This window comes from Streptomyces sp. NPDC048671, assembly GCF_055587045.1.
The window spans coordinates 109756-118226 of sequence record NZ_JBVJHB010000021.1; the positions used below are offsets into that span (position 1 = coordinate 109756).

General features: G+C 68.9%; 5 protein-coding genes and 1 tRNA gene. 4 read left to right on the forward strand and 2 right to left on the reverse strand.

All coding sequences use genetic code 11. The annotated features are described in order from the left end of the window. The first annotated feature begins 52 nt into the window (after positions 1-52). From ACZ6S6_RS33670 to ACZ6S6_RS33680, 3 genes are read left to right on the forward strand one after another with little or no spacing between them, the layout of a single operon-like run. On the forward strand, positions 53-1231 hold the full coding sequence (locus tag ACZ6S6_RS33670; protein WP_469708765.1) for a tyrosine-type recombinase/integrase: 1179 nt from the start codon (positions 53-55) through the stop codon (positions 1229-1231). Next, on the forward strand, positions 1228-3822 hold the full coding sequence (locus tag ACZ6S6_RS33675) for a tyrosine-type recombinase/integrase (RefSeq protein ID WP_469708767.1): 2595 nt from the start codon (positions 1228-1230) through the stop codon (positions 3820-3822). Before ACZ6S6_RS33670 ends, ACZ6S6_RS33675 begins: the two co-directional genes overlap by 4 nt. Then, a complete protein-coding gene (locus tag ACZ6S6_RS33680; protein WP_469708769.1) occupies positions 3819-4397 on the forward strand; it encodes a DUF6262 family protein in 579 nt (192 codons plus the stop codon). Before ACZ6S6_RS33675 ends, ACZ6S6_RS33680 begins: the two co-directional genes overlap by 4 nt. Before the next feature lie 38 nt (positions 4398-4435). On the opposite strand, the gene ACZ6S6_RS33685 is transcribed toward ACZ6S6_RS33680, so the two are convergent. Beyond that, on the reverse strand, positions 4436-7111 hold the full coding sequence (locus tag ACZ6S6_RS33685; protein WP_469708771.1) for a helicase associated domain-containing protein: 2676 nt from the start codon (positions 7109-7111) through the stop codon (positions 4436-4438). A gap of 35 nt (positions 7112-7146) precedes the next feature. Then, entirely contained in the window at positions 7147-7404 is a 258-nt protein-coding gene (locus tag ACZ6S6_RS33690) for a hypothetical protein (protein WP_425942303.1), read from the reverse strand. 61 nt (positions 7405-7465) lie between these two features. On the opposite strand from ACZ6S6_RS33690, the gene ACZ6S6_RS33695 reads away from it, so the two are divergent. After that, positions 7466-7550, forward strand: a tRNA-OTHER gene (locus tag ACZ6S6_RS33695). Positions 7551-8471 lie beyond the last annotated feature (921 nt).

Sequence of the window (8471 nt, forward strand, 5' to 3'; positions counted from 1 at the left end):
GCGGGGCGGGAGTGCTGCCACCGGGGCGGTTCCAGGTTCGGAGGGGCGGCACATGGTGGATGGCCGATTGGTGGTGGGCGACTTACGGGTGCAGGAGATCGTCCGCGGGGACGGTCGGGTGTCCTACACGGTCGTGGACACGGACTGCACGCTTGTGGCGGAGGCAGACGGGTTCCTGCGTTCCTGCCGGGCGGGTACGGACCGCACGTACGCATATGTGCTGGTGGATCATCTGCGGTGGCTGCGGTTCGCGGGCCTGGACACAGGCGCGGTGTCGCTGGAGGACCTGCGGCACTACATGGCGGCCTTGGGAGCGGACTACCCGGGGCCGTTCGGTATGCCGTGGCGCGAAGGGAAACGCCCCTACGGGCACAGCGCACTGAAGACCGCCGCGGCCTGCCTCAAGGGCTTCTACCTCCGCCTGGGCACCCACGGCGTGAACCCGGCACTGGCGGAGGCACTGCGCGTGACCCGTTTGCCGACGCGGGCGGACCGTCGGCGGGCGATGCTCGGGCACGTCCTGCACAGCATGCCCGCGAATCCTCTGGCTCCGGCGGAGCGGATGCGACGGCACCCGAAGATGCTGCCGGAAGGTGCCCGGGATCTGCTGCTGGGGGCGGTCTCGTGCGCGCGGGACCGGATGGTGGTCACGTGGCTGGCCGACGGCGGTTTCCGCATCGGTGAGCTGTGCGGGCTGCGTCTGGTCGACCTGCACCTGCGCGAGCAGGCCGCGTGCGGTCAGTGCCGGGGGCCGCACGTGCACATCTGCCACCGTGAGGACAACGCCAACCGGGCCCGGGTGAAGACCAAGTCCCCCTGGACGTCGCAGGACGGCACTGTGTGCGGTGGGACGGTGCGCCGGGTGAGTCCGGCGATGGTTCACACCTACTTCGAGTACATCACCACCCAGTACCCCGCCCAGACCGCTCACGGCATGCTCCTGGTCAGCCTGCACGGCCCCTCCCGAGGCCAGCCGTGGACCACGGCCGCGGCCCGCGGCATGCTGCGCCGGGCCGCGGCCCGTGTGGAGATCGGCCGGGTGGTCCCGCACGCTTTCCGGCACAGCTTCGCCACCGCGGTGCTGGACGCCGCACAGGGCAATGCGGTGATCGCGCGGGATGCTGGCGGCTGGGCCTCGGCCGCGACCGTCGAGCAGGTCTACGGCCACGTAGACGTCCACGACCCGGTGTTCACCGCGGCTCTGGAGCAGGTGTGGGGGACACGGCCGTGATCCCTCTGACGCTGTTGCCCGGCCGCACCGACACCACCCGCGTCGGCCGCGACCGGCTCGAACTGCTCACGGCCCTCATAGAGGCCCCTTCATTCGATCCGCTCTTCCGCGACACGTTGATCTTCATCCCGCCTCAGCACCCGGTCTTCGCCTGGCAGTGCGCCGTTGACGGCTGCCTGCGCATCCGCCGGGTCAGCCACAACCTGTGCAACACGCACAACCTGGAGTGGGAGCAGGCCGAGCGGACGGGGCAGACCAAGCGCGCCTTCATGGACGCGGCCACCGCTCTGCCCGCCGCGCGGGGAGTGGACTACGGCCGGTGCCTGATCTGTCCCGACCGCCCGGCGATCAGTCCCACCACCCGGCTGTGCCTGCAGCACCAGACCAGGTGGCAGTACGGCGAGGCCGCCGGCATGGACCGCACCCGGTTCGAATCCTGGGCCCGTACACAGCACCCGCTTCCCGGCTACGGCCTGTGCACGGCCCGTTGCCCGTTTTTGGCCTGTACCTCACTGGGGCTGTGCCTGCAGCACCTGAACCGGTACAAGATCGACAACCGTCCGGGAGAGGCCCGGTCGCAAAACTCACGCGGCCCCCTCAAGGACGGCCAGCCGCTCCCGGTGACATACGGCGACGAGAAGGCATTCCGAGCCTGGTGCGCCACTGCGGAGCCGGTTACGCAGCCAGGGCTGGTCAACCTTCATGGCCTGTCCCCGCTGTTGCGGGCCGAGATCCAGTGGGGCCTGCACACCCATGCCCAGTCCGCGCAGCACTCCGAGTGGAGCACCAACGGCATCAGGAATCTCGTCAGGCATTGCCGACGAGGCGGCATCACGTCCCTGATGGACCTGCACGACGAGGGCTACAAAGACCTGTCCCGTAAACAGATGGACTCCGAAGTCCGCAAGATCATCTGGGAAGTCATCAACGGTCTGCGCTGCGTCTACTACAGCCCCTCGGACACCAAGGACGCCGGCTTCCTGGAGACCGATCACTTCGGACGACGCTTCAAGAACGCCCAGAGCAACTTCGACATCACCACCGTCTCCCAGCGGTGGCTGCGCGACCTGCTCTGGGACTATCTCGCCGAGTTGCTCCGTTCCCCGCAGTGCCCCCGCACCAGAGGCCCCTTCGACCAGATGCGCCGCGCCGCCGTCGAACTGGGCGTCTTCCTCGAAACCGACGCCCCTGACGCCGGCCACGACCCCACCGTGCTGCGCCGTGAGCACGCCGAGCGGTTCGTCGCCGACCAGCGCCACCGCGCCCGCCACGGCCTGCCATCTCTGGGCATGCTCCTGGTCGACGGACGATCCCCCACCGTCACCGATCTGAGCTGCCAGTTCGTGTTCAACCAAGCCCGCAAGCTGCTCTACAGCGCCATCACCGCCGGCCACGCCGAACGCCTCGGCATCGACACCGGCTTCCTGACCGCCATCCCCTTCGGCGGCACCGGCATCAAACAGCGCTCCCGCAACCCCTTCAGCGACGACGTCGCCCGCGCGCTGATGGACGAGACCAACCTACGCCGCCTGGAGGAACTCGACCTCAACGACCGGGGCCTGCGGGACATCTGGGAGACCATCGTCGCCACCGGGCGCCGCTGCAGCGAGGTCGTCGGACTGCGCCTGGACTGCATCGGCCGCTACCGCGGCCTGGCCATGCTGTGGCACGACCAGACCAAAGTCGGCAACTACAACGAGGGCATCCGCATCCCCGAGCCCGTGTACCAGCGCCTCGATGCACGGCGCACCAAGACACTCCAGATCTTCGAAAAGCGCTACGGCCACACCCCAGCAGCCGCTGAACGCCCCGGCCTGGCCCTCTTCCCGTCCCGCATCCGCAACCCCAACGGCCGCCAGCCGATCTCCTACGGACACTTCAACGAGCGCTTCAGGACCTGGATCTCCGACCTCGACCTCGGCGGCGCGTACGTCGCCCACCAGGCCCGCCACACCCTGGCCACCAACCTGCTGCGCGCCGGCGCCACACTCACCCACATCCGCCGCTACCTCGGCCAGCTCTCCGAACGCATGGCCGAGCACTACGTGAAGATCACCAACAGCGACCTCGAAGACGTCCTGAACACCATCTGGGTAGCCGGGCCCGGCGCCCTCAACCCCGGCGAACTCCTCTCCGGCGACACCACCCCCATGGAGCGCGAGACAGCTCTCGCCCTGGCACTGGACCTCTCCCGCCGCAGCACCCCCGCCGACGGAGGATTCTGCACCTACCAACCCGTCGTCAACGGCGGAGCCTGCCCCTGGAAACTCGACTGCGAGAACTGCGACAACTTCGTCCTCTCCGGCGCAGACCTCCTCTACTGGCGACGCAAAGCCGAACAGTGGCGCTCCATCGCCGAGAACGCCCCCGACGACGCCACCGCCGACTACCTCCACACCGTCTTCGAACCCACCGCCAAGGCCATCAAAGGACTCGAGCAGGCCCTGGCCGCCCTCGGCATCCTCGACGAAGCCCTGGCCATCGACCTGCGGCGCCCCCAGGACTACTTCCACCGCACCTGGAGCACCGCCTTCCGCGCCCGCGACCTCGCAGCACTGCAGGACCCCGACGACGCCACAGGGCAGCCATGAGCACTCCCCGCACAGACGCAGCCGTACGAGCCCGCCGCCAAGCCACCCAAGAGATGCTTCAACGCCTGCAGACTGCCCTGGCAGCCATGACACGCGACCACACGCCTGTCACCGTCGCAGCCCTTGCCCGTACCGCCCGCGTCTCACGCACCTTCCTCTATCAAAACCAGCAGGCCAGAGCCCTGATCGAGCGGGCCAATCGAGCAAGCAGACCCCACCCCGGAGTCTCCAACAACGGCAGCCGCGCACAGCCCGCCTGGAAGGAACGCGCACTCAACGCCGAAGACGCACTCGCCCAAGCCCAGCGCGAAATCCGCACCCAGCGCACCCGCATCGCAGAGCTCCTCGGCAAGATCCGCGACCTCGAACACGACCTCCCCGAAGGCTCACTTCAGCGCATCGTCACGGAGAACACCACACTGAAGCAGCACGTACGACAGCTCACCCAGGACAACCAGCAGCTGCAAGAACGACTGACCAGCGCCCGCCAGAACAACCGCTTCATGGACAAACGCATCGCCGACCTCGAAGCCCAACTCGCCCCGTACCTCACCATCCCGCCCCCGCGCCCCTGACCCAGTCTCGGATCATCACCGAACCTTGCCGACGACCGTTAGATCCAGTCGATGCCCAGCGCCGCGAGCGCGTCGCGCTGCTCCTGGTCGAGCTTGTCCCGCCTCGCGCGGGTGTTGGAAACCCATACGCCCAGCTTCACGATCACTGGCTCCGTCTCGCCGTCGACCGAGATCTCCTCAGCGTGGCTGCGGGGTACCGGCCGGCCTGCGCCTTCCCGCTCGACCCACTGCGTGAGGGCCGCGAGGCCGCGTTGGAATGCCTGCTGCGCTTTGCCCTGCCCCTTCACCGCGGGCGCTGCCGTCGGGGCGGGGGAGGGTGCTTCAGTGGGCTGTACGCCCAGCTTCGCCAGCCGTTCCTGCTGTTCGGTGGACAGGAGCTTCCAGGTGCTCGGGTTCTTCTGCCGCTCCAACCATCGCCCGATGTCGTCGCCGTCCATCAGCACGCCGGGCTGGATGTCGGGCAGCACCCCACCGGGCTCGTCCTCGGTGAGGTCGGCGAGGTGGCGGTGGTGGCGTTGCCAGTCGAGTGGCCAGGGGCAGTCCCAGTCCGGGTCGATCGCGGCCAGCTGCTGCGCGCGTTCCGCCGCTCGCTGCGGGTCCTTGCCGAGCCCTCCTTTGCGTCGGAGGTTGGCCATGTGTTGCCCGATGGGTACTAGGCCCTCGGCTTCGCTCTCGCCCCAGACGGCGTCCTGGCGGGGCGCGAGGTGCCCGTTGGCCCGTCGGTAGGAGCGGAGCGCGGCGAGTTTGTTCTCCCATGCTTCGTCGCCTGGTTCCCACACCATCCCGGCGTCGTCGAGGAGCTCTTTGCGGTGGTGGTCGAGTTCACCTGCGCGCAGCGCCTTGCGCTGCTGGTGGACCCACCGGCCCAGGGGATAGTCCTTCGTCGCGCCGACGGTGGTCTCGGTGTCGTACGGCACGGCGTACAGGCCCGTGATCTCGTTCTCGGTGTGCCAGCGGATCAGGGCCTGGTAGCCCTCCAGCCAGACGAGGGATTCGGGCCGGATGACGCGGCAGCGGGTCAGGGCGGCGATGTCGGCGGCGTCGCGGGGGGAGGCGAAGTTGACCACGACCGAGGTGACCCGGTCGACCTCCTGCTGCTCCTCGCCGGCCTCTGCGGGCATGTCCCCGTTCTCCTCGCCGGCCCCGGCCGAGGGGGAGGGGCGGACGTGGATGCGCCGCCGTCCGGTGCCGCGGGTCAGGGCGTGGGAAGCGAGCTGGTCGACCATGCGTTCTGAGTGCGAGCGCAGGGCTTGGAGGATGTCGACGAGGGGTTGGTAGCTGGCCGAGGCGACCATGTCCTTCGGGTCCTCCCCGGGCTGGAGGAAGACGGGGATGATGATCCGCGCGGTCTTGGTCGTGCCGTCCGGGTTGGGGCGCAGGGCGCGTCCGATGTTCTGGACGACGTCGACCTGGGAGCTGCGCGAGCCGACGATGCACACGGCTTCGACTCCGCGTAGTCCGGTGATGTCGACCCCGACCCCGAGTGCCCGCACGGAGGAGAGGAACGCCCGGTGCACCCGCCGGTTCTGCGCGTTGATGCCGTTGGCGAACCGGTGGATCACCTCACGCCGGTGCGCGATGGGATGGTCGCCGCACAGCCAGTCTGCCCACACCCGGTCCGGGGGCACGTGACGGCCTTCCTCTAGCTCGTACAGCTCGGCGGCGATCGACGACGCCGGCAGCTCCTGCGCACCGGCCAGTGCCGCCGCGGAGGCACTGGCGGTATACAGCTCACCGGCGGTGCGTGGCATCTGCTCGGCGAACGCGGCGGCTTCCTCGACCCGCTGGTGGAACACCATGGTGGTGTGCAGATTCTGCTGCGCTGTGTGCTCCAGCAGCGCTGCCTGGAGCAGGGCCATGCGCCGGCCACGCAGCGCGTCCTCCGACAGGCCCAGGATCGGGTCCGGGTCGCGGATCTCCAGCACGTCGATCTCGAACCCCGCGAGGATCGATCGTTCCACCGCCTCCGCCAGCCCAAGATCGAAGATCCGGGTTCCGTAGGTGCTGGAGTCGTCCTCCATCGACGCGATCACCACCTCCCGTCCGTCCCGGCCCCGCTGCGGCCGGGGCGCGGCGAGAATCCGCGGAGTCGCGGTCAGGTAGAGCCGGAAATCGACCGGAATCCGGGACTGGTCGTGGATCGCCGCCCACGGCCGGCCCATGTCCCCCGCGGTCATGTGCCCCTCGTCCAGAATAGCCAGGTCGAACGGAGCCATCCGCTGCCCGTACAGCCGCTCCCCGCCCGCCAGAGCCGACTCCAACGGCCCAGGGACAGTCCGGCGACCAGTGACGTCGGTGGAGTCCTCGCGGTCCACGAGAGATGCGTACGTGGCGAACACGACCACCGGCCCGGTCCCGGCCCACAGGGCGAGCTGGATCGGGTTGGTGGTCGTGCGCACCCCGAGTTGCTCCAAGACCTCGTCCTTGTCCACCGAGCAGACCGCGACCATCCGCGCGCGGTGACCGACCCGCCGCCAGGACTGGGCACTCTGCACGATCAGGTCGAGCGTGGGCACCATCACCAGAACCCGGCCGTCCGGGAAGCACTCCAGCGCGCTCGCGGCGGCCGTGATCGTCTTCCCGGACCCGGTCGCCGACACGCCCGTGGCACGCGCCCCCTCCGGCGGCACAAAAGATCTTGCAGGGAATCCCACCCACTTCCGGAAATTCAACTTCTGATCTACCTGGTGTTCCTTGAGCGGAATCAAAGACATTCGCTTACCTCCCCTTTCAGTTTTCTCGCGGAATTTCAGGCAGTCGTGTGCGGATAGCAGGCGGCACCGGCGCCGCTCCAGATCGCCCCGCTCGCGAGATGCCAGCCGCCGGGTGTCCCGTCCGACTTCCCGCGCTTCCACCCCGGTAGGTCATCCGGGTCGTAGTGCCCGGCCTCGCGCGTGCAGAGGATGACGTCACCGCTGGACATCTCCACCGTCCGAGCCGCGCACAGGCCGCCGGCCTCGCCCAGGGCCTCCAGCAGTCGGCGCCGCTCCGTGGCGTGCGGGTGCATGAACGCAGCACCGCCTGCAAAAGAAGGGACACCCCAGCCGGAGAGCGGATACGCTGCGTCCGGCCACGCGTCGTCTAGCGGCCCAGGACACCGCACTCGGGTTCGCCCCGATGCGGAAACCCCGGTTCGAATCCGGGTGCTGGCCACCCCTGCACACAATTCCTGTACGGCCAGTTCAGCAGCCCCGGCCGACCGGCCGCCGCGCCGTGACCAGCCCCGGTCCGCGATGCCCACCAGGGCCTCACTCACGGCCGTCACGCCCTTGTCCCAGCCGTCCGCGAACAGCCCACCCCGAGAGGCCGGCGCCGTTCCGTCCAGCTCGACCACTTCGCTCTGCGCCCCGGTGGCCGCACTGGCCTCCAGTGCGGCCACCAGGTCGTCCGCCTCGCTCGCGGGCAGGCCCTGGGCGGCCAGGAGCGCGAACAGTTTCAACCGGACGTTGCTGCCCACCGTCTGGTACTGCGTTACCTTCCGCACGGAATCGCTGCTCAGCACCTGAGCCTTTCCGGTAGATTCGCCGTGACTGGTCATCAGCGGTCGTTCCTCTCGAACGTGAGGGAGTTTTCCAGATGGTGAGGTGTCCCGTGTTTCTGCCAACAGTACATGTGCATCAAACTGGATGCACCCACTACACTGAAGCCCGACACGAACGAGCGCCCCCTTCCTCGTAGCCAGCCAAGCCCGCATAGCGGGCTTCAGGCCCTGGAGGCGCAGCCGGAAGGGCCCCAGGGTGGGGGAGCGCAGCGGACACGCCCTCAGACGGGTGCGAAGCACCCGTCAACTTCTCTACGCCTAGTCCCAATTATCCGCAGCTGACACTCAGCCTGACTAGGCCCTGCATAGCGGGGCCCACCGGCCCGCAACGCGGGCCGGCCCCCTCAACTCCCGAAGCGAAGCGGAGGGAGTTGGCCCCGGCTTGCCGGGGCGCGGTGAGCGCAGCGAACCGCCCCTCAACCCCAGGGCGCAGCCCTGGGGTTGGCAACCCGCGGAGCGGGTTGCGCAACTGCCCCGCTCCGCGGGGCAGTTCGCTTGCACATCGCGCAGCGATGTGGTACCCGCTCCGCGGG